General features: G+C 58.3%; 16 protein-coding genes. 8 read left to right on the top strand and 8 right to left on the bottom strand.

All coding sequences use genetic code 11. The annotated features are described in order from the left end of the window. Positions 1-89: 89 nt before the first annotated feature. A complete protein-coding gene (locus tag GYM47_RS06230; protein ID WP_139525603.1) occupies positions 90-374 on the top strand; it encodes a ComEA family DNA-binding protein in 285 nt (94 codons plus the stop codon). 66 nt (positions 375-440) lie between these two features. Here GYM47_RS06230 and prpF read toward each other — a convergent pair whose 3' ends face one another. From prpF to GYM47_RS06205, 5 genes are all read right to left on the bottom strand, one after another. Then, a complete protein-coding gene (prpF, locus tag GYM47_RS06225; protein ID WP_139525602.1) occupies positions 441-1,619 on the bottom strand; it encodes a 2-methylaconitate cis-trans isomerase PrpF in 1,179 nt (392 codons plus the stop codon). Between the two features lie 79 nt (positions 1,620-1,698). After that, entirely contained in the window at positions 1,699-4,338 is a 2,640-nt protein-coding gene (gene acnD / locus GYM47_RS06220; RefSeq protein WP_153842430.1) for a Fe/S-dependent 2-methylisocitrate dehydratase AcnD, read from the bottom strand. A gap of 31 nt (positions 4,339-4,369) precedes the next feature. Next, on the bottom strand, positions 4,370-5,497 hold the full coding sequence (gene prpC, locus GYM47_RS06215; RefSeq protein WP_153842429.1) for a bifunctional 2-methylcitrate synthase/citrate synthase: 1,128 nt from the start codon (positions 5,495-5,497) through the stop codon (positions 4,370-4,372). A 55-nt stretch (positions 5,498-5,552) separates the two neighbouring features. Further along, a complete protein-coding gene (gene prpB, locus GYM47_RS06210) occupies positions 5,553-6,452 on the bottom strand; it encodes a methylisocitrate lyase (RefSeq protein WP_153842428.1) in 900 nt (299 codons plus the stop codon). 12 nt (positions 6,453-6,464) lie between these two features. After that, positions 6,465-7,250, bottom strand: coding sequence for a GntR family transcriptional regulator (locus GYM47_RS06205; protein WP_153842427.1), 786 nt, complete (start codon positions 7,248-7,250; stop codon positions 6,465-6,467). A 252-nt stretch (positions 7,251-7,502) separates the two neighbouring features. Between GYM47_RS06205 and pabB the strand changes: the two genes are divergently transcribed. Together pabB and GYM47_RS06195 are read left to right on the top strand one after the other, a co-directional pair. Beyond that, positions 7,503-8,861, top strand: a complete 1,359-nt coding sequence (gene pabB / locus GYM47_RS06200) for an aminodeoxychorismate synthase component I (protein ID WP_139525597.1) — start codon at positions 7,503-7,505, stop codon at positions 8,859-8,861. A 118-nt stretch (positions 8,862-8,979) separates the two neighbouring features. Then, positions 8,980-9,600, top strand: a complete 621-nt coding sequence (locus GYM47_RS06195) for a phosphoadenosine phosphosulfate reductase domain-containing protein (protein ID WP_139525596.1) — start codon at positions 8,980-8,982, stop codon at positions 9,598-9,600. 93 nt (positions 9,601-9,693) lie between these two features. Here GYM47_RS06195 and cysB read toward each other — a convergent pair whose 3' ends face one another. Continuing rightward, the gene (gene cysB / locus GYM47_RS06190; protein ID WP_139525595.1) at positions 9,694-10,668 is read right to left on the bottom strand and encodes an HTH-type transcriptional regulator CysB; all 975 of its coding nucleotides are present in this window, start codon (positions 10,666-10,668) and stop codon (positions 9,694-9,696) included. 276 nt (positions 10,669-10,944) lie between these two features. On the opposite strand from cysB, the gene trxA reads away from it, so the two are divergent. Next, positions 10,945-11,328, top strand: coding sequence for a thioredoxin (gene trxA / locus GYM47_RS06185; protein ID WP_009722702.1), 384 nt, complete (start codon positions 10,945-10,947; stop codon positions 11,326-11,328). Between the two features lie 62 nt (positions 11,329-11,390). Here the strand turns inward: trxA and GYM47_RS06180 are convergent, their stop codons facing one another. Then, on the bottom strand, positions 11,391-12,512 hold the full coding sequence (locus GYM47_RS06180; protein ID WP_139525594.1) for an AI-2E family transporter: 1,122 nt from the start codon (positions 12,510-12,512) through the stop codon (positions 11,391-11,393). Between the two features lie 194 nt (positions 12,513-12,706). Here GYM47_RS06180 and GYM47_RS06175 point away from each other — a divergent pair, with 194 nt between their 5' ends. Beyond that, on the top strand, positions 12,707-13,537 hold the full coding sequence (locus tag GYM47_RS06175; RefSeq protein WP_139525593.1) for an SIMPL domain-containing protein: 831 nt from the start codon (positions 12,707-12,709) through the stop codon (positions 13,535-13,537). Here the strand turns inward: GYM47_RS06175 and serS are convergent. Continuing rightward, the gene (serS, locus tag GYM47_RS06170) at positions 13,479-14,756 is read right to left on the bottom strand and encodes a serine--tRNA ligase (RefSeq protein ID WP_153842426.1); all 1,278 of its coding nucleotides are present in this window, start codon (positions 14,754-14,756) and stop codon (positions 13,479-13,481) included. The two genes, GYM47_RS06175 and serS, sit on opposite strands and share 59 nt — an antisense overlap. A gap of 243 nt (positions 14,757-14,999) precedes the next feature. Here serS and GYM47_RS06165 point away from each other — a divergent pair, with 243 nt between their 5' ends. The 3 genes from GYM47_RS06165 to ydiJ all read left to right on the top strand — a co-directional run bounded on the left by GYM47_RS06165 (position 15,000) and on the right by ydiJ (position 20,146). After that, positions 15,000-16,253 carry a dicarboxylate/amino acid:cation symporter gene (locus GYM47_RS06165; protein ID WP_153842425.1) on the top strand — a complete coding sequence of 418 codons (1,254 nt, stop codon included), beginning with the start codon at positions 15,000-15,002 and terminating at the stop codon, positions 16,251-16,253. A 111-nt stretch (positions 16,254-16,364) separates the two neighbouring features. Then, the gene (locus GYM47_RS06160; RefSeq protein WP_153842424.1) at positions 16,365-16,955 is read left to right on the top strand and encodes a DUF4202 domain-containing protein; all 591 of its coding nucleotides are present in this window, start codon (positions 16,365-16,367) and stop codon (positions 16,953-16,955) included. A gap of 89 nt (positions 16,956-17,044) precedes the next feature. After that, on the top strand, positions 17,045-20,146 hold the full coding sequence (gene ydiJ, locus GYM47_RS06155; protein ID WP_153842423.1) for a D-2-hydroxyglutarate dehydrogenase YdiJ: 3,102 nt from the start codon (positions 17,045-17,047) through the stop codon (positions 20,144-20,146). Positions 20,147-20,184 lie beyond the last annotated feature (38 nt).

The following is a 20,184-nucleotide window of genomic DNA, read 5'->3' as shown; positions in this document are numbered from 1 at the left end:
AAGGCGGCGACCATGAAGGTGACCGCGACTACTCGCCATCACGTTGAGCACGTGGCTGGCACCTAAGCACCAAATAAGGGACATGAACCATGCACACAGCCGTCAAACGCTTTGTCGTTGCACTTCTCATCAGTCTGAGCCTAGGACTTTCCAGTGCAGCATTTGCCCAAACCGTGGCTCCCATCAACGTCAACAGCGCCGATGAAGAACTGTTAGCTGAATTACCAGGCATCGGCCCAAGCCGCGCCGCCGCCATCATCGAAGAGCGCGAAACCAACGGCGCCTTTACGAATGCCGATGACCTCACTCGGGTGAGCGGCATTGGCCCTGCCACGGTAGACCGTATGCGCGACCAGGTCACGTTCGAAGAGTAACGTGAGCCATCACCGCGCTCTGCCGCCGCTTGACGATAGCCAGCGGCGGCAGACTACCTCTACCGATCAGAACGTATCGCTGGGGATACGGACCTCACCCTCCATCAATACCCTGGCACTGCGGCTCATCAACGCCTGATCGATTTGCCAACGGCCATCAACCAAGCTGGCTTTTGCTCCCACTCGAAGGGTACCTGACGGATGCCCAAACGTGACCGCCTCGCGCTCGATGCCTCCTGCGGCCAGGTTCACTAACGTGCCTTGAATGGCCGCGGCTGCGCCAATCGCCACCGCCGCTGTGCCCATCATGGCATGGTGCAGTTTACCCATCGATAGGGCTCGTACGACCAGGTCGACATCCTCCACACGAACGGCTTTACCGCTTGACGCGGTATAGCTCGAGGCCGGCGCGACAAAGGCGACTTTCGGGGTGTGCTGGCGGCTAGCCGCCTCCTCCACACGCTGAATGAGCCCCATTTTAACCGCCGCGTGGGCACGAATCGTCTCGAACATCGCCAGCGCCTTGGCGTCCCCGTTGATCGCGTCTTGCAGTTCGCATCCGGTGTAACCCAACGCCTCGGCATTGACGAACACGGTCGGGATCCCCGCGTTAATCAGCGTCGCCTTCAGGACACCAAGGCCCGGCACCTCTAGGTCATCGACCACGCTGCCGGTGGGGAAAATCGCTCCCTCTCCGTCCGCCGGGTCCATAAACGCGACGGGAATTTCTGCGGCAGGAAAGGTGACGCCATCCAGCTCGAAATCACCGGTCTCTTGCACCTCACCCTCCGCCATGGGTACTTGGGCAACGATGGTTTTCTGAATATTGACCTGCCAAATACGCACTTCCGCGATGCCGTTTCGAGGCACCTTGGCGGGATCGACCAAGCCGTTGGCGATAGAGTAAGGCCCTACCGCCGCGGATAGATTTCCGCAGTTACCGCTCCAGTCCACGAAGGGTTTATCGATCGAGACTTGGCCGAATAGGTAATCCACATCGTGATCGGGCGAGTCACTCTTCGAGAGAATCACCGTTTTGCTGGTGCTGGACGTAGCTCCTCCCATGCCATCAATCTGTTTTTCATAAGGATCGGGGCTACCGATCACGCGCAGTAGCAGCTTATCGCGCGCTTCACCCGGCACCTGAGCGGCGGTGGGCAGGTCACTCAAAGTGAAAAACACCCCTTTACTGGTGCCGCCCCGCATATAGGTGGCGGGAATACGCATTTGTGCTTGATGAGCCATGATGCACCTCTTAAACAATAGCCTGGCTACGGCCAGGCTATTCGCTATTCATCACCCCCTTACCATCGCGCTGAGACGACTAGGCAACGGAGGATTCCAAAAAGTCCTGAGCAAAACGCTGCAGCACGCCACCGGCAGAATAGATGGTCACTTCTTCGGCCGTATCCAATCGGCAAACCACTGGCACGCGCTCGGTGCTGCCACTCGTACGGTGAATGACTAGGGTGAGCATGGCGCGCGGTTCGGGCGTGCCTTCCACATCGAAGACTTCCGTGCCGTCCAACTCTAGGGTTTTCCGCGTGGTCCCTTCCTCGAACTGCAGCGGCATAACACCCATACCGATCAAGTTCGTGCGGTGAATACGCTCAAAGCCCTCGGCGACGATGGCCTCTACCCCCGCAAGGGCAACGCCTTTTGCCGCCCAGTCACGGGATGAGCCCTGCCCGTAATCCGCCCCGGCAATGATGATGAGCGGCTGCTTACGTGCCATATAGGTTTCGATGGCTTCCCACATGCGAGTCACCTTGCCTTCCGGCTCGATCCGCGCCAGCGACCCCTGCAGCACCTTACCCTGCTCATCGTGGACCATTTCGTTGAACAGTTTTGGATTCGCCAGGGTGGCCCGCTGGGCGGTCAGGTGGTCGCCACGGTGGGTGGCGTAGGAGTTGAAGTCCTCCTCCGGCAGGCCCATCTTGTGCAGATACTCCCCCGCCGCACTATCGAGCATGATGGCATTGGAGGGAGACAGGTGATCGGTGGTGATGTTGTCCGGCAAAATCGCTAGCGGACGCATGCCTTTTAGTCCACGCTCTTTTGCCATGTTGCCTTCCCAATAGGGCGGGCGGCGGATGTAAGTGCTTTGGGGCCGCCATTCGTACAGCGGGCTTACCTTGGTACGCGCGCTCTTGTCCAGGTCGAACATCGGGATATAGGTTTGGCGGAATTGCTCGGGCTTCACCGCCGACTTTACGATGGCGTCGATTTCGCTATCGTCGGGCCAGATGTCTTTGAGCGTGACCGGATTCCCCTGAGGATCGTACCCCAACACGTCTTTTTCGATATCGAAGCGGATCGTGCCCGCAATGGCATACGCCACCACCAGCGGCGGCGAGGCCAAGAACGCCTGTTTGGCGTAGGGGTGGATACGTCCATCGAAGTTACGGTTACCGGACAGCACCGCCGTGGCGTACAAGTCGCGGTCGATGATCTCCTGCTGAATGCTGGGCTCCAGCGCCCCCGACATGCCGTTACACGTCGTACAGGCATAGGCCACGACGCCAAAGCCGAGGTTTTCCAGCTCGTCCATCAAGTGCGCCTCTTCCAGGTACATCTTGACGGTTTTCGAGCCGGGCGCCAGGGACGATTTCACCCACGGCTTGCGCGTCAGCCCCAATCGGTTGGCATTGCGGGCAATCAACCCTGCCGCGACCATATTGCGCGGATTGGAAGTGTTGGTGCAGCTGGTGATGGCGGCAATGATGACGGCGCCATCCGGCATTTTCCCGGCCTGTTCATCGGCTCGGGCTTTATCCAAATCGATGGCAATGCCGCGCTTGGCGAGCTCCGAGGTCGGCAAATGGGCGTGGGGGTTCGAGGGGCCCGCCAACGTGCGTGCCACGCGGGAGAGATCGAAGCGGAGTACCCGCTCGTACTCGGCCGTCGTCAAACTATCGGCCCATAGGCCGGTCTGCTTGGCGTACGCTTCGACCAGCGCCACCTGTTCGTCTTCCCGCCCGGTGAGCTTGAGGTACTCGATGGTTTGATCATCGATGTAGAACATCGCCGCCGTGGCACCGTACTCCGGTGTCATATTGGAGATGGTGGCACGGTCGCCCACGGTCAGCGCATCGGCCCCTTCGCCATAAAACTCCAGATAAGCGCCCACGACCCGCTCTTTACGCAGAAACTCGGTAATCGCCAGCACCATGTCGGTGCCGGTGACGCCCGGCTGTAGCTTACCGGTGAGCTCGACACCGACGATGTCCGGCAGGCGCATCATGGAGGCGCGCCCCAGCATGACGCTTTCGGCTTCTAAGCCACCCACACCCACGGAGATCACGCCTAACGCGTCGACCATGGGCGTATGGCTATCGGTGCCCACGCAGGTATCGGGATAAGCAATACGCAACCCTTGTTCATCTGGGCGGCACTGCACCACCGGCGACATCTTCTCCAGATTGATCTGGTGCATGATGCCGTTGCCGGGAGGAATCACGTCGACGTTCTCGAACGCCAGCTTGGTCCAGTTGATGAAATGGAAGCGATCATCGTTGCGACGATCTTCCACTTGACGGTTTTTCTCGAAGGCATCCTTCTCGAACCCCGCGTGCTCCACCGCCAAGGAGTGATCGACGATGAGCTGGGTAGGCACCACGGGATTCACTTTGGCGGGGTCGCCACCTTTTTCGGCAATGGCGTCACGCAGCCCCGCCAGATCCACCAGCGCCGTCTGGCCGAGAATGTCGTGGCACACCACCCGCGCCGGATACCAGGGAAAGTCCAGCTCCTGCTTGCGCTCGATGAGCTGTTTTAGCGCATCGCTAAGCAGCTCAGGGTCGCAGCGACGCACCAACTGTTCGGCCAATACCCGTGAGGTATAGGGCAGCGTGGCATAGGCGCCGGGCTGTATGTCCTCGACCGCCTGACGTGCATCGAAGAACTCTACCGGCTCGCCCTCTACCAGAACGCCCGGTAGCGGCTTGCGATAATTCGTGTTCATAACGCCTCTCACTTAGTCACCACGCGACCGATCAATCACGCGCTTCGATGGGTACCCATTCGCTCTTCTCAGGGCCGATATAGTCTGCGCTGGGGCGAATAATGCGGTTATTGGCGCGCTGCTCGAACACGTGCGCAGCCCAGCCGGTCACCCGTGACATGACGAAAATCGGCGTGAACAGCTTGGTGGGAATATCCATGAAGTGGTAGGCGCTGGCATGGAAGAAATCGGCGTTGCAGAACAGTTTCTTCTCCCGCCACATCACCTCCTCACAGCGAACGGACACCGGATAGAGCACGGTGTCGCCAACGTCGTCGGCCAGCTTCTTCGACCACTCTTTGATAATGGCATTACGCGGATCCGACTCCCGATAGATCGCATGGCCAAAACCCATGATCTTCTCTTTACGCTCCAGCATACCCAGCATTTCCCGCTCGGCTTCTTCGGGAGACGTCCAGTGCTCGATCATCGCCATGGCCGCTTCGTTGGCTCCGCCGTGCAACGGGCCGCGCAGCGAACCGATCGCACCGGTCACGCAGGAGTGCATGTCGGACAGCGTCGACGCGCACACTCGGGCAGTGAAGGTAGAGGCGTTGAACTCGTGCTCGGCATACAGAATCAGCGAGACGTTCATCACCCGGGCATGCAGTTCGGAGGCGGGCTCGCCGCGTAGCATATGCAGAAAATGGCCGCCTACCGAGGCGTCATCGGTGTCGGTGTCGATACGCACGCCATCATGACTGAAGCGGTACCAGTAGCAAATGATCGAGGGCAGCACGGCCAACAGGCGATCCGCGACATCCTGCTGCTCGTCGAAGCTCTCCTCGGTTTCCAGGTTGCCCAGCATGGAGGCACCCGTGCGCATCACGTCCATCGGGTGGGCGTCTTTGGGAATCTGCTCCAGCACGGTTTTCAGCGCATCGGGGAGACTACGAAGGCCTTTCAGTTTGGCAATGTAGTGATCGAGTTCGGCTTGGTTGGGCAGCTTGCCTTTCAACAACAGGTAAGCGACCTCCTCGAACTTGGCTTTTTCTGCCAGTTCTTTGATATCGAAGCCGCGGTAGGTTAGGCCTGATCCGGTTTTACCCACCGTACACAGGGCCGTCGTCCCCGCACTTTGTCCTCGTAACCCTGCACCTGCTAACGGTTTATCGCTCATGTGTTGTCTCCTGACGTACGTATTTATAAGAATTGTTGGTCAATAGGGGTAACGTTTAGGCGTCTTTTTGCTCGGCAAACAGCGCGTCGAGCTTCTGCTCGAAATCGTGATAATTCAAAAAGTCATACAGCTCATCGCGGGTTTGCATGGTGTCGATGACCTCACGCTGATGGCCATGCGTCATGATGCTCTGGTACACCTTCAAGGCAGCGGCGTTCATGGCGCGGAAAGCCGAGAGCGGGTAGAGCACCATGCGGCAGCCCACATCGCCCAGCTCCTGCTGACTAAACAGCGGCGTCGCGCCGAATTCGGTAATGTTGGCCAGAATGGGGGCGTTCACTCGCTGGCAGAATGCCTTGTAGTCGTCCAGCGTATGCACTGCCTCGGCAAAAATAGCGTCTGCACCTGCTTCTACGCAGGCATTTGCCCGCTCGATGGCGGCGTCCAGGCCCTCTTTTTGGAATGCGTCGGTGCGAGCAATGAGATAAAAATCAGAGTCCAACTTGGCATCCGCAGCGGCTTTGATGCGGTCGACCATCTCTTGCTGCGACACGATGGCTTTGTTGGGGCGATGGCCACAGCGTTTTTGCGCTACCTGATCTTCCAGGTGAACGGCGGCCACGCCCGCACGCTGCATCTCTTTGACCGTGCGGGCAATGTTGAACGCACCGCCCCAGCCGGTATCGATATCCACTAGCAGTGGTAAGTCCGTCGCGCCGCAAATCCGGTGAGCGTCTTCCACCACATCGTTCATGGTCGTCATGCCCAAATCTGGCAAACCAAACGAGGCGTTCGCCACGCCGCCACCGGACAGATAAATAGCGTGATGCCCCACTCGTTCGGCCATCATGGCCGTATAGGCGTTGATGGTACCTAGAATGGGTAGCGGCTGGTTGGCATTCAGCGCGGCACGAAAGCGTGCTCCAGGGGTTGACGAGGGTGATGATGACGGCATGGGCGTAAGCTCCTAATCAGACGTTGTTGTGGCTTGTTGTTCGTTCTTTGTAAACGCCGGTACGCTTGCTGCAGGCGATTGCTCAAGAATCGCGGCGTAGCGGTCGGCGACATTGGCGCGGGAGGCGCTGACATGACGGCGCATTAGCAGTTCGGCCAGCTCGGCATCGCCCGCCTCAATGGCGTCGACGATACGATGGTGCTCGACGAATGCCCGCTGAGGCCGTGTGCCGCTGGCACTAAACTGCGTGCGATAAAGACGCACGAGGTAATAAAGGTCGTCGCACAGCAAGTTCATGAGCATTTTGTTGTGACTGCCCTGAACGATGCGATAGTGGAAATCCAGGTCGCCTTCACGCTGGTAGTAAGCTTCACCACGCTTCAGGTCACCCTGCCTTTCATGGAGCGCCAACACGTCGCGCAGTCCTTGAATCTCCTCGGCCGACATGTGCTCCGCCGCCAACCGAGCCGCCATGCTCTCCAGAGCTTCACGCACGTCGAAAAGCTCCAGCAGCTCTTTCATGGAGAGTTTGACCACCCGTGCGCCCACATGGGGCACTCGCTCGATCAAGCGGTGCGCCTCCAAACGACGCATGGCTTCTCGCAGCGGCCCACGTGAGATACCGTAAGTTTTAGAGAGCCCAGGCTCGGTAATTTTGCTGCCCGGTGCCAATTCGCCACGTACGATATCGCTCTGTAACTGATGAAACACGCGCTCCGCGAGCGTACGCACCTCTGGCGACACCGGTTCAGCAGAGCCGTCATGGGAGGTCGAGGAAGTAGTTGCAAGTAACGTCATGGGGAATTGTCGACAATTAGGGAATAAAAGAACTTTAGCCCGCCGCATTTCCCTCGTCAACCATGCAAAAAGGCCGTTTTTGTTCACCTTTCGTTGCAAGTCCTTTCTTCACCGCCCAACCAATGTCAACAATCAGCGATGCCATATCCTGAATGGAGTTTGCTGCGTGAGAAAGGCGTCGACGGCCATACTGGTGTCATGAGGTTACGGCCTCTAAAATACGTCGCCCCCCACTGGCTTGGCGTTTGCTTCATGACAACGGCGTTGACGATTTCAGCCCTGCCCTACTCTACTGACCCTTTGGCGCTCTTCGCCAAATTGCGGCACCGCCCCGGCGCAGTGCTGCTTGATAGCGGCCGCCCAAAAGCGACGACCGGCCGTTTCGACATCGTCAGCAGCGATCCGCTGGCAACGCTGACAATGACCCCAGAGGGCGACACTCGACTGTCGTCTGACATGCTCACTCTTCCCGCCTCACTTGCCGAGGACGTAACCGCGCAACAGCAGTGGTTGATCGAACAGCTACCCGCGGTCAACGTAAAGAGCGAATTGCCTTTTCTGGGCGGGCTGATGGGCTACTGGAGCTATGACCTGGGCCGCAATCGCGCCGATATCGCCAGTCAACACCCTGCTGCCACTCGTCTCCCGTTATTACGTGTGGGGCTATTTGATTGGTGCATCACACTAGATCATGTCAAAGAGCAAGCGTGGTTCGTTGGCAGCCCGGCGCGACGTGAACAAGTAGCGGCATGGCTGGCGGCGCCCGACACGCCAACAACGCCTTTCAAGCTCACTCAGCGATTTTCCCCGGAGTTGACTCAGGCGGCCTACACCGAGCGTTTCGATGCCGTTCAGCGCTACATTCGTGCTGGGGACTGTTATCAAATTAACCTCGCCCAACGTTTTACAGCGCATTACGAAGGCGATGAGTGGCAAGCGTATCTTCAGTTGCGTAAAGCAACCCCCACGCCATTTTCTGGTTTTATGGCCTGGGGTCATCAGGCTGTGCTATCGCTCTCTCCCGAGCGCTTCATTCAAAGCCGTGACGGCTTAGTGGAAACACGCCCCATCAAAGGCACACGGCCACGAGGCAAAACGCCCGACCAGGACCGTGCCCTGGCGAATGATTTGCTCAGCAGCACCAAAGACCGTGCAGAGAACGTGATGATCGTGGATTTGCTGCGCAATGATTTGGGTCGCGTTTGTGTCCCCGGCTCCATTCGCGTGCCGCAGCTATGCCAGTTAGAGAGCTATCCCAACGTCCATCACTTAGTCAGCGTGGTGCAAGGCCAACTGGCGTCCCAACACTCACCGCTTTCATTGCTCACGGCAGCGTTTCCCGGCGGCTCGATTACCGGCGCACCCAAAATACGGGCAATGCAAATAATCGATGAACTGGAGCCCTGCCAGCGCAGCGTCTATTGCGGCAGCTTGGGCTATATCGACGTGCGCGGCAGCATGGATACGTCGATTGCCATACGCACAATGGTGGCTGACGATGGCGCTCTCCACGTGTGGGGCGGCGGCGGGTTGGTGGCAGATTCACAAGCCGAGGAAGAGTACACCGAGACATTGGACAAGATTCGTCATTTGATTGGCGCCTTGGAATAAACAAACTACTTTTTTAAATCCAAAAGAAATATAAAAGCCTAACCAAACGGTATTGGGGAGAAGTCCTTCGCTTTTGGTAGCCTAGAGACATTGCACGCTTTTTCACATAGGAGGCCGCATGTCCTCAACGCTCGAACAGATCAATCGCGATTTCGCCAACGACCCGCAAGGGCTTATCGAGTGGGCGTTCAGCCAGGGTGAGCGCCCTATTTGCACTACCAATTTTCGCCCCTTCGAAGCCGTCATTTTGCACATGGTGACGCAGGTGCGTCCGGATATTCCCATCGTATGGATGGATAGCGGCTATAACACCGAGGCGACCTATCAGTTCGCAGACGCACTCATTCAGCGTTTGAATTTGAACATCGTCAGCTTCCTACCCCAACGCACCCGCGCCCATCGTGAAGCCTTGGATGGGCCAATGCCTGGCATCGATGACCCGCGGCACAACGCCTTTACGCAAGAAGTGAAGCTAGAGCCTTTCGAACGGGCGCTTCGCGAGATGAAGCCTGACGTATGGTTCACAGCCCTGCGCGCCGAAGACACGCCAGAGCGAGCGAAAATGCAGGTCGTCAGCCGTAATAGCGACGGCTTACTGAAAGTGGCGCCGCTGCTTCAGTGGACGGCCAAAGATATGTACTACTACCTGGAAGCACATGATCTACCCAACAACTTCGACTACTTCGACCCCACCAAGGTGGAAGAGAAGCGCGAGTGCGGCCTACATCTTCAGCACTAAGATCAGCACGGATCAAAGCGCCACGTAACATAAAGTTCGTCATGCCTCCCTTCACCTGCTTCGGCCTAACTTCCGAAGCAGGTTTTTTTGGGATCAATACTCTGGCAGCTCGACGCCTTCGAACAGCGTCTGTTCGAAGCGCGGCCCGGCCATTAGCGCCTCATCCACTCGGTCACGGGTCAAATGCGGTGCAAAACGCGCTAGAAAATCGTACATGTAGCCACGCATGAAGGTCCCGCGCCGAATACCGATTTTCGTCGTCGAACTGGCAAACAGATGGCGGGCATCCAGGGCGACCAAATCACTATCCAGTGCCGGGTCGACCGCCATGTGCGCGACGATACCCACGCCCATTCCCAAGCGCACGTAGGTTTTGATCACGTCCGCGTCGGCCGCCGTTAGGACGACATTGGGCGTCAAGCCCTTGGCTTTGAACGCATCGTCGAGCTGAGAGCGTCCGGTAAAACCAAACACGTACGTCACTAGCGGGTGTTCGGCCAATGCGTCCAGGGTCAAGGGTCCGTCGAGGGTGGCCAGCGGGTGCTCCTTAGGCACCAGCACACAGCGATTCCAACGATAGCAGGGCAGCAACACTAGGTCGGTGAATAACTCCAATGACTCCGTGGCAATGGCAAAGTCCGCCTGCCCTTCGCTGACCATTTGAGCAATTTGTTTGGGCGTGCCCTGCTGCATGTGCAGCGCCACTTCAGGATACTTCAGCGTGAATTCGCTGATGATCGGTGGCAGCGCATAGCGCGCTTGTGTATGTGTGGTGGCAATCGCAAGGCTACCGCGACGCTCATCGCTGTGCTCTTGCGCTACTTGCTTGATGTTTTCGGTGAGTTTGAGTACCTGCCCCGCCAATTCGATGATCGACTGTCCGGCAGGCGTGACACGGGTGAGGTGTTTTCCGCTCCGAGCAAAAATCTCGACACCGAGCTCATCTTCCAGCAGGCGAATCTGTTTGGAAATGCCCGGCTGGGAAGTAAATAAACTTTGAGCTGTCGCCGAGACATTGAGGTTGTGTCGATTGACTTCCCAAATATAGCGAAGTTGCTGTAGCTTCATATCCTCACCTTATTGTCTATGCCGTAAGCACGTCATAGCGCATCCTCGTGCTGCGACTCCGTGCTTGGCCAAGCACCCGATAACCGTGCTTCAATGAGCACATTTTTGAATAAAAAAACGCCTCATAATTCCCTTATAGTATAAAAAATAGCGCCTATGAACATCTATTAATTTTTTCTATTTAAGGCTGAATCGTATCAGGAATTTGCCAGCACCCTTCTCGCCCGCTAACATCTGGCAACTTGGCGCGGTGAAAGTGCGCTAATATATCGCGTAATGACCGTTGCTCCATTTGAGGCAACGAAACAGCAAGAGCAACGCAAACGGGAGAAGCAAATGGCTAATAATGTTGATGTCACCAACGCCAATTTCGAGCAAGAAGTCCTCAACGCCGAACAGCCTGTCCTGCTGAAATTCTGGGCCCCCTGGTGCGGCCCATGTAAAGTCATGGCGCCTGTTGTCGATGAAGTGGCCGCCGAGCGTGGCGACAACTTGAAAGTCGTCAGCGTGAACGTTGACGATGCCCCGGAAATCGCTGCCGAGCAAGGTGTTCGCGGCGTCCCCACCGTCATGTTGTTCAAGTCGGGCACCAAGGTCGCTTCTCTAGTAGGTGCGCAGTCCAAGTCTCAGTTGACGCAGTTCATCGACCAGAACGCTTAAGCCGTTCACGTTACCGCTGGCATGGCCAGCGGTAACGACGCTTCCTCTTCTCCTTCTCCGCCTTATTCACGCTTCGACCATACACCTCGTCGCCAGGGTGGACGACGCGCATCGCCAGGTCGCCTTACCTGCACGTTCCGTTGCCTGCCAGGTCCTAACAAGTGAGCGATCCAGCGCGTTTGTGGATGGCTATCCAACGCGATTTTCAGCGTCATAGTGAGCACCACCGACAGCAACATACCCGCCGCACCAAAGATCCAACCCCACACCACTAGCGAGAGAAACGCCACGAACGTGGATAATCCCAGCGCTTGGCCCATCACTCGTGGCTCGATCAAGTTTCCCAAAATGAAGTTGATGACAAGATACGCTGAAGCCAATAAGAATGCCTGAAGTAAACCGCCATCCTGAGAGACCAAGAGCAACAGCACCGGCGGAATGGCCGCGAGCGCGGAACCGATATTGGGAATGAAGTTGAGCGCAAAGGCCAGCACTCCCCAGAGCAGCGGAAATTCCACGCCCACCATGAGGCATGAGAGCCACACCAGCACGCCGGTCGCCAAACTAATCACGGTCTTCACCGCCAAATAGCGCTTTAACGTCACACTGAACTCGCTGAACCGTTTGAGGCTCGGCGCCGGATTCTCTAGCGCGCGCGACACTTTATCGCGGAAGTGCAGTGTTTCGAACAGCATGAAGATCACCAGCAGTGCAACGATACTGCCCTGCATGAACAGCGAACCCAGCTCGCCCAGAAGCGTAGCGACCCAAGAACCGTCATCTTCCATGGCGAACATCGAACTGAGCTGATCAGGATCGATGGCCAGCCCGTGGGAGGCCAGCGTATTGAGAAGATCCCAATAGTGCTCGTAAAGCCTTGACTCGATATCCGGCAGCGCCTCGATGAACGTACTGAAACTGTTCACGACCAGTAAACCGATCAGGGAAAGAAAGCCCATCAACACCAGTAGCGTAATCAGCGCCGACATTCGTCGACTCAGGCCGCAGTGATGCAGCCACTGAACGGGAGAGGTACACACCACGGCGATGAATACCGCCAGCAGCAGCGGCACCAATAAATCGGCACCTATTTTCATACCCGCGATGATCACGACTAGCGCAGCAATCGCCAGGGTGGCGTTGAGGGGAATACTTCGATAATCCTCATCCGACAACTTCGACATAGCCCTTTCCTTAGCATGTTATCCATACATGATGGTCGTTTAGATGACGTTGCACAAACCATGCAAACATTCAGCAACCGCTTTTCGTTTTCGCTTAGCCTGTGAACTTTATGTCCACGCCCCCTTCAAAGCAGCGACATCTCACGCTATTTAGCGCACACAACGTATTGGCTCTCTCAGCAAGGAAGTGACCGATGAAAACAGCAACACACTCGTTGAAACGGCTTCGTCATGGCGTGCTGGCCGGCGCGTTACTAGCCCTTTTGGCAGCCCCTAGTGCACAAGCGGCACCACCCGCGCCCCCCAGCCTCAGCGTCCAGGCACAGTCGTGGGTAGAGGTCGAACCCGACAAGGCCACGCTCTCTGCTCGCCTTTGGGAAAACACGCCGGCAGTGTCCACCCTCGAAGAGACGGACAGCGCCGCGCTTGGCAGCGCTCGTGAACGCCTCGAAGAGCGTGCCAGTGAACTCATCACCGCCATGGAATCACTGGGCATCGAGCAGCGTGCGATCCACGCCGGCTCATTGAACGTTTACCCTGAGCACGTTGCAGGACCGCACAACGAAAATGGCGAGCAGGAACCGCTGATGCGCACCCGTTTGGAGCGTCCCTTCAGCGTCGAGCTAACTAATATAGACCAATTAGGCGATGTGCTGGACGCGCTGATTGGCGCTGGCGTCAATGCGTTGGATGGCGTGCAGTTCGATCTACAAGACCGGGAAGCAGCTACCGACGAGGCATTGACCAAGGCGCTGGAAAAAGCCCGCCATAAAGCCGACCTCATGGCGAGCACCCTCAACGTCACGCTTGGCCCCGTTCAGCGTATCGAAGAGACGCAATCGCCCATTTTCCAGCCCCGGATGATGGCCATGCGCGCCGAAAGTGACACAGTCGGCGGCGGTGCCGCCAGCGACTACCGCCCCGGCACCATTCGCATCGATGCCGGGGTAAACGTCGAGTGGGCGCTTAGAGGACAAGACGCTCGAGGCCGCCCAGGTAGGGTTGCAGGGGAGCCGGAACAGTAATCGATCCATCTGCCTGCTGGTGGTTTTCGAGCACCGCCAGCAGGCAGCGCCCTACCGCAAGGCCAGAGCCGTTGAGCGTATGCAGTAACTGCGGCTTTTTGACATCTGGATGACGGTAACGCGCTTGCATCCGGCGCGCCTGGAAGTCCTCGCAGTTAGAGACAGACGAGATTTCCCGGTAGGTGTTTTGGCTTGGCAGCCACACTTCCAGATCGTAGGTTTTCGCTGCGCCGAATCCCATGTCGCCGGTACATAACGTCACTACGCGATACGGCAACTCGAGTGCCTGCAGAATGGCTTCTGCATGCCCACGCATCTCTTCCAACGCGTCGTAGCTCTTCTCCGGCTCCACGATCTGTACCATTTCGACTTTGTCGAACTGGTGTTGACGAATCATGCCGCGCGTATCGCGTCCATAAGCGCCAGCTTCCGAACGGAAACATGGTGTATGCGCCGTGAGCTTCATCGGCAGTGCGGCCAGCTCGACGATCTCATCACGCACGAAGTTGGTCAGCGGCACTTCAGAGGTGGGAATTAAGTGGTACTCCCGCTCATCGTTCAGCTTGAAGAGATCCTCGCCAAACTTGGGCAGCTGACCCGTGCCCATCAGCGAATCGCGGTTGACCATGTAAGGCACATAGCACTCTTCATAGCCGTGCTGCTGGGTTTGCGTATCGAGCATAAACTGCGCCAACGCACGATGCAGTCGCGCAACGGGCCCGCGCATCACTGCAAAGCGCGCGCCGGTCAGCTTGGCCGCCAGCTCGAAATCGAGATAACCAGACTTCTTGCCCAAATCCACGTGATCCAGCACGTCGAAATCGAACTCTCGCGGCGTCCCCCAGCGGTGCAGCTCGACGTTATCGTCTTCGCTCTTGCCTTCCGGCACGCTTTCATGGGGCAGGTTGGGGATACCGCTGATGGCCTCGTCCCACTCCTCCTGCACGTCAGCCAATTCTTTTTTGGCTTTATCCAGGCGGTCGCCTAAATCGCTGACTTCATCCAGCAGCGGTTGAATATCTTCACCGCTGGCCTTGGCCTTACCAATCGCCTTAGAGCGCATATTGCGCTCGTTCTGCAGTTGCTCGGTCTGAGTTTGCAGTTCACGACGACGCGACTCTAGCGCCTTAAGCGCTGCAGTATCGAGTTCAAAGCCCCGGCGGGCCAGTCGTTGCGCAGTCGCATCAAGATCACCGCGCAGCAGTTTCGGATCGAGCATGGATTATCCCTTGGCCTGAATTCAGTGGAACACGGCACATCGACGCCGTGGCAAAGGGGCCTATTGTAGGCAAAAGCGAGACAAGGGGCTATGGGGCATGGCCACCACAACCACTAGGTAAAGCGCCGGTATGCGCTATGAACAATTTACATACCCATCCCCGATCATTAGGCAAAAGTGATAGAGTGCCCGCCCTTCGTCAGCAAGAACCACTAACAACGGATCTAAAAAAGGAGAAACAACGTGCAGGAAACCGCACCGAAAGGAGCATGGGGATGGTGGCGTCGCATTGCCCTGTGGAAAAAAATACTGGCGGGCTTGGCCCTCGGGGTAGTGGCAGGAGCGCTGCTCGGTGAAACCGCCAGCATCTTCAAACCGCTGGGCGATATCTTCATCAACGCCATCATGATGCTGATCGTACCGCTGGTCTTTTCTACCCTGGTGGTCGGCATTACTTCAATGCGCGACCCGCAAAAGATGGGCCGAATCGGCGCTCGTACGATAACGCTTTATTTGGTGACCACCGCCTTCGCGATCACCATTGGCCTCGTGCTCTCGACGCTTTTGCAGCCTGGGGTAGGCGTGGGGCTGAGCTTCGATGCCGAGGTATCGGCCAACGAAGCGCCCTCTCTGGTCTCCATCCTGGTCAACCTCGTGCCGCGCAACCCGCTGGATGCCTTGGCGAACGGCAACATCATGCAGATCATCGTGTTTGCCATTGGGCTGGGAATCTCGCTGACGCTGATCGGCGAGAAAGGCGAACCGGTCATGAAGGTTTTCGATAGCTTCGCAGAGGCCATGTACAAACTCACCGGCTTGGTGATGGCGTTCGCCCCGTTCGGGGTCTTTGGCTTGATTGCCCACGTCTCGGGTCAGTACGGCCTGGAGATCCTGCTGCCGCTCGCCAAGCTAATTGGCGTGGTCTATGTAGCCAGCATTCTGCATGTTCTGGTGATTTACTCAGGTTTTATCTCCCTGCTGGGTCGTTTGAATCCCGTGCGCTACCTGAAAGGCAGCCTGGACGCCATTGTCGTCGCTTTCTCCTCTGCTTCCTCTGCGGGCACCCTGCCCGTATCGATTCGCTGTGCGCAGAAAAACCTGGGCGTATCGGAAGGGGTATCGGGCTTCGTCCTGCCCGTGGGCGCCACCATCAACATGGACGGCACTGCGCTCTACCAAGGTGTGGTGGTGCTGTTCATTGCCCAGATGACCGGCACCGACCTGAGCATGATGGATTACGCCATGATCGTTGCTACCGGCACACTGGCTTCGATTGGCACGGCGGGCGTGCCCGGTGCGGGGCTGATCATGCTCTCCATCGTCATGGCGCAAATTGGCCTGCCTCTGGAAGCCATTGCCGTGGTAGCGGGGATCGACCGCATTCTAGACATGGCACGCACCAGCGTGAACGTGGCCGGTGATTTGATGGTCACCACGCTGGTGGGTAAAAGCGAAGGTGAGCTCAACGAAGAGATTTACAATACCAGCCGTTCTTGACATCGGCTTTCTGACCCTAGCGCGCCCGCTGCCCCTGGCAGCGGGCGTTTTTTATCGTGGCCGACAAGCTGCTAGGATACCTCCATTCCACTCCCTCCAAGCGAGCCCGCCATGTCGTCCGCTTTTGACAAGACCCTTGCCGCCCTCGACGCGCTGCACGCCCAAGATCCCCAGACGACCACCCTCTCGGATGGCACTGCCCAGCCCCAAGAGCTGGCCTATGCCCAGCGTATGAGCCGGTGGCTAGAGCGACTCCAGGAGACGCCCAGCGACCTATTGGGCATTGCCGTGCGCGCGCAGCATCTGCAGCGTTGGAAGCTGCAGCGTAGCGATTATCCGGAAGGCCGTATTGGCTATTTGACTTGGCGACGCGACCAGAGCGCTCGAGCAGGCGATACCACGGCAGCGATCATGGAAGAAGCGGGCTACTCCCAAGAGGAGGCCAAGCGCGTCGCCAGCATGATCCGCAAGCAGGGCCTGGGGCGCGATAGCGATGTGCAAGCCCTGGAAGACTGTGCCTGTTTGGTGTTCTTGGAAAACTACTTTGCGGACTTCTCCCGCAAGGTAGAGCACGATCACATGGTGCGCATCGTGCAAAAGACCTGGGGTAAGATGTCGCCGCAGGCGCACGCACTGGCCCTGACGCTGCCCATGAACGATACCTGTTCAGCACTCGTCAAAGAGGCTCTCGGCAGCGACTGAGTCCGGCTATCGAGATGCACCGCTACGGTAGCTGCGGTAAAGTAGCGCTTATCCCTTATCCGCTTCCAGCAGTGACGGCTCAACCTCCTATGATTGCATCCCTGGACTCTCGCACGGCCCCTTTCGAACGCCTTGGCAGCCACTACGTGCGTTTTCTCGACGCTCTGCGTGCCCGCGGTTTCGAAGGTGAAATAGCGCCGGATTACGCCCACCGCACCGTGCTGGCGACGGATAACTCGATTTATCAGCGCCTGCCCCAAGCGGCGGTGTTTCCCAAGCATGCCGAGGACCTGGAGCGTCTCGCCAAGCTGGCCTGCGAGCTGCCCCACCGGGATATCGTGCTGACGCCCCGGGGTGGCGGCACCGGCACCAACGGCCAGTCGCTGACTGACGGGATCGTGGTGGATGTCTCCCGCCACATGAACCAAATTCTTGAAATCGATGTGGAAGCCCGCCGGGTGCGGGTACAGGCGGGCGTGGTCAAAGACCAGCTCAACGCCGCGCTGAAACCCCACGGGCTGTTTTTCGCCCCGGAGCTCTCGACCTCGAATCGCGCCACCATTGGCGGCATGATTTCCACCGATGCCAGCGGCCAAGGGAGCTGCCAGTACGGCAAAACCCGCCACCACGTGCTGGAGCTGGATACGGTTCTGCTCGGCGGGCAGCATTTACACAGCCGCCCGCTGAGCGCCGATGAGGAGCAGCAGGCGCTGGCCCAAGAGGGTGTGCTCGGCAAGGTACACCGCACCGCCGCGACGATCATCGACCAGCAGCGTGAATTGATCGAGGCGACCTTCCCACCGCTCAACCGCTGCCTCACCGGCTACGACTTGGCGCATCTGCGCGAAGATGGGCGGCTCAACCTGAACAGCCTGCTGTGCGGTTCGGAGGGCTCGCTGGGCTTCTTGAACGAAGCCGTGCTCAACGTACTGCCAATCCCCAAGCACTCTACGCTCGTCAACGTGCGCTATCCAAGCTTCATGGATGCCCTGCGGGATGCCAAGGCGCTGATGGCCAGCAGCGCCAAGCCCACCTCCATAGAAACGGTAGACGATACCGTTCTACAGCTGGCGATGGACGACTTCGTTTGGGACAGCGTGGCGGAATTTTTTCCTGCAGGCAGCACGCCCATTCAAGGCATCAACCTGATCGAGCTCAACGATGATGACCCCGAACAGCTCGCGGCGCGTGTAGCGGCCTTTACCCAGCACCTGAGCCAGGATGCCACCGTGGAGCGGCTGGGCTACACCCTGGCGGAAGGCCGTCCGCAGATCCAAAAAGTCTACGCCATGCGCAAACGCTCGGTGGGCCTGCTGGGTAACGTTCAGGGAGAGAAACGCCCGCTGCCGTTCGTGGAGGACACCGCCGTCCCGCCGGAGCACCTGGCGGATTTCATTACCGAGTTCCGCGCCGCGCTGGATGCACGCAAGCTCTCCTACGGCATGTTCGGCCATGTGGATGCGGGGGTGCTGCACGTACGCCCGGCGCTGGACATGAAAGACCCGGCCCAGGAAGCGCTGATTCGCGAGATCTCCGATGAAGTCGCCGCCCTCACCCAGAAGTACGGGGGGCTACTGTGGGGCGAACACGGCAAAGGGGTGCGCTCCGAATACGGCCCTAAGTTCTTCGGCGAACTTTACCCCTACCTGCAGCAGGTCAAGGCAGCCTTCGATCCGCACAACCAGCTCAACCCCGGCAAGATCGCGTCACCTTCCGAAAGCGCCACGCTGATTGCGAAAGAGAGCGACCCGGAACTGCTCACCATCGACGGCGTGCCCATGCGCGGCCAACTCGACCGCACCATCGACGAGCGGGCCTGGCAGGCCTACGACGCGGCGGTGTACTGCAACGGCAACGGCGCTTGCTACAACTACGATGTGGACGACCCCATGTGCCCCTCGTGGAAGGCCACCCGCGACCGCCGCCACTCACCCAAAGGCCGCGCCAGCTTGATGCGTGAGTGGTTACGCCTGCAGTCGCAAGCGGGCATCGACGTGGTGGAAGAGTCGCGTAAGAAAAAGCAGGAGCGCACCTGGGGCTTCATCAAAAGCTTCCCCAAGCGGGTGATGAACACCCTTAGCCGCCAGCAGCAACACGACTACTCCCATGAGGTGTACGACGCCATGGCGGGCTGCTTGGCGTGCAAATCCTGCGCGGGCCAGTGCCCGATCAAAGTCAACGTGCCGCAGTTCCGCTCGCAGTTTTTAGAGGTGTATCACGGCCGCTACCTGCGCCCGCTGCGCGACTACGTGATTGGCGGCACCGAATTCATGTTGCCTGCGTTGACCAAGATCGCTCCGCTCTATAACGCCGCCCTTGGCCAGCGTTGGGTCGAGCAGCTGATGCAAAAAGGGCTCGGTATTAGCGACTCCCCCGCGCTCTCTCGCGCCAGCGTGAAAAAACAGCTGCGTGCCTGGGGCGTGGCGGAAGCCACGCCCACATCGCTTGCGCTCCTCACCGAGCAGCAGCGAGCCAACAGCGTCGTGATCGTGCAAGACGCTTTCACCACTTATTTCGAAGCCAAGCTGGTGATGGACGTGGTAGAGCTGCTATCGCGGCTGAACCTGCGCGTGTTTGTGATGCCGTTTTCCGCCAACGGCAAGCCGCTGCACGTACAGGGCTTTTTAGGTGCCTTCGAGCGCACGGCAGAAAAGCAAGCCAAACGCCTTCGCGCACTCAGCGAGTTCGAGGTGCCCATGGTGGGCATCGACCCTGCCATGACGCTCACCTACCGCCAGGAGTACGTCAAAGCGTTGGGCCCTGAGCAAGTGCCGAACGTACTGATGCTTCAGGAGTGGCTGGCGACCCGCGTCAACACCCTCGCCACCAACAAGCTCACGCTCGAAGACCCAGGCTTTAAGCTACTCTCCCACTGCACCGAAAAAACCAATGCACCGGGCAGCCCGAAAGCGTGGCAGCAGGTGTTTGCCGCCTTTGGATTGCAGTTGGAGCTGGCCACCACGGGCTGCTGCGGTATGTCCGGCACCTACGGCCATGAGACCCGTAACGTCGCCACCTCCAAAACGATCTACGCTCAGTCGTGGCAGCCCCAGGTCGAAGCCGAAGAGAAAAGCGGCAAGCTACTGGCCACCGGCTACTCCTGCCGCAGCCAAGTAAAGCGCTACTCGGCGCAAACCCTGCCCCACCCGCTGCAAGCCCTGCTCTCCTGCATCAAACAGGCCAGCCGCTAACGCGACTGGCCTGCTGGGGCTTGCTTGTATCCGTGTGA

It is taken from the genome of Vreelandella piezotolerans (genome assembly GCF_012427705.1).
GTDB classification, from domain to species: Bacteria; Pseudomonadota; Gammaproteobacteria; order Pseudomonadales; family Halomonadaceae; genus Vreelandella; species Vreelandella piezotolerans.
This window is presented reverse-complemented; position numbering and strand designations above follow the sequence as displayed.